Here is a 2,079-nt window from a genome sequence, read left to right on the forward strand (position 1 = left end):
CATATCGTGTAGACAATTTTTTAAAGCATCCTTATCATATAAATCGGCATTATTAAGTGTTTCCGCTGGAGGTGGCTGCCATGCTAACTGTACGTAACGCAACAATTGGAGATGCAACGATGCTTTATGAGTGGCGAAACGACCCTGCCACTCGTTTTAGTAGCCGCAATTCTGATCAAATATTGCTCGAGTCCCACATCGCATGGCTTACTGCCACCTTGGCCAATCCTGTTCGCCAGTTGCTAATTGCTGAAATTAACGGTGTGCCGGTCGGGACTGTGAGAGTTGATGAAGAGTTAAGCGGAAACGCAGAACTGTCTTGGACTGTGGCGCCTTCCGCTCGCGGACGTGGAATTGCAAAAAAAATGGTGCGACTTGTAGCAGATCAAGTATCCGAGACCTTATCCCTAAGAGCAGAAGTAAAAGCCGGTAATGAGTCATCTATCAAAGTGGCTTTGGCCGCAAACATGCAGCTAATGCGGGAAGTTGATGGTGTCCTGCACTTTTTTCGCCCATCATCACGCCTCCCGAAAATTTTATAAACACCGCATCCCAGCCGAGACGTTACCGCAACCGATGAATGCCCTGGATTGGATAGTTAAGGGGGCATCGCCGCACCCTAAAGGTAATCGTCCAATCGTCCGGCCCTGACCGTGTAGACGCTGGAGGTCCGAAGGGCGAAGATCGCGATTGTGTTGGGCATCTTAAATTTGAGCCCACAAATAGAATTTTTTGGGCACAGCCGATCAAAAGCCCGGCGCATTGCGGCGCAGTCGCCTGCATTCTGGCGTATTCAAGCTCGGTCTGGTCGATTGGGCGGGGCAATCCGGGATATCGGAGCGCAGGTGGCCCGCTAAGCGGGCGTGAACGCCAATCAGGTGTTCGCCTGGATCAAGCAGCACCGTGAAGGAACACTGCGGGTGCTGGGTGAGGTCGGCACCGACGCTATTGGCGGTGCGCGTGGTGGAGTCGGAAGTGGCCTCTGTTACCGCCTCGCCACTTGCTCCGATCCGGCCGGCCGTGGAGGTGTCGAAAGTCCCCGCGGCTGGGGTGGCCATCATGACGAGGCCTTCAGGCACGCTGGCTCTCCAGCAGAAACACGGGGAGCTGAAGATCGAAGGTTCCCCCGATCGGCAGGCGCTGGAGGCGGCGCTGCGATGGCTGACGCGTTGATGGGGCCGTCGATTAACACGCGCGTGTGGGCCGCAGCAGGGGTGACCGACATGTGGTGTGGCTTCGATACCCTGGCGGCTTAGGTGCAGATGGCGTTGGCTGGGGATCCGTTCTCGGGCCGGATTTTCTTATTCCGCGGGGGCGAGTCCACGCCATTGACAGAGACGCATCCAAAGAGGGCCAACACAGTTGGAATTGACGAAATTAACGAATAAATGGGAGTGCCAGAAATGAGATCTATACAGAAATCGGTATTTACAGACGGCCAAGAGGGGGGGGGGGGATTCCATCCGTAACGAAGACGCATATGCTCCCATGGAAGAGGGGGGCAGAGTTAAGTGTGCCGAATGCTCTGTACGCAAAATATATTACAGCTGGAACTTCAGTTCTTGAAATTGGAAGTTCCAACGGTAGAAAATTAGAAGCTCTACGCATGGCCACTGCGTGTGTCTGAATTGGTATCGACCCGTCAGTAGAAGCGATCTCTCGGGGTTCCAAGCTATATCCAGATCTGACACTCCGCGTAGGGACCGCTGGCAATCTGGAATTCGATGACAACTCCCGTGGCTTCATACTCTTTGGATTCTGCCTCTATCTTGTGGATAGAGACTTGCTAAGTCGTGTGGTAACAGAGGCAGATCGATGCCTAAAAAATGGCGGGTTCATAGGAATCACAGACTTCGTTCCCGACTTGCCCACAAAGCAGCAATATATACACCGAAAAGATGTCTTCACTTATAAATTTCAGTATGAGCAGATGTTCGTTGCTTTCCCCCATTTTTTAATGATTGAAAGGCAGCCCTTTAGCCATTCTGCATCTGGCTTCCATTTAGACCCTCAGGAGCGATTGGCCGCCACTGTTATCTACAAGAATCTCGAAATGCCGAGCTCGACTCTCGGGGGGGG

The 2,079-nt window shown here is 52.9% G+C and carries 3 protein-coding genes; 2 read left to right on the top strand and 1 reads right to left on the bottom strand.

Annotation, left to right across the window (positions count from 1 at the left end):
• Positions 1–80: 80 nt before the first annotated feature.
• Positions 81–542 carry a GNAT family N-acetyltransferase gene (locus AOZ49_RS32020; RefSeq protein WP_082380608.1) on the top strand — a complete coding sequence of 154 codons (462 nt, stop codon included), beginning with the start codon at positions 81–83 and terminating at the stop codon, positions 540–542.
• Positions 543–746: 204 nt separating this feature from the next.
• Here AOZ49_RS32020 and AOZ49_RS32725 read toward each other — a convergent pair whose 3' ends face one another.
• Positions 747–1,079, bottom strand: coding sequence for a hypothetical protein (locus AOZ49_RS32725; protein ID WP_156355763.1), 333 nt, complete (start codon positions 1,077–1,079; stop codon positions 747–749).
• A 554-nt stretch (positions 1,080–1,633) separates the two neighbouring features.
• Here AOZ49_RS32725 and AOZ49_RS34055 point away from each other — a divergent pair.
• The coding region (locus tag AOZ49_RS34055) for a class I SAM-dependent methyltransferase (protein WP_369815885.1) at positions 1,634–2,079 on the top strand (446 nt) is incomplete at its 3' end.

Source organism: Achromobacter sp. 2789STDY5608615, from assembly GCF_001298995.1.
In the GTDB taxonomy this organism is placed as follows: domain Bacteria; phylum Pseudomonadota; class Gammaproteobacteria; order Burkholderiales; family Burkholderiaceae_B; genus Achromobacter; species Achromobacter insuavis.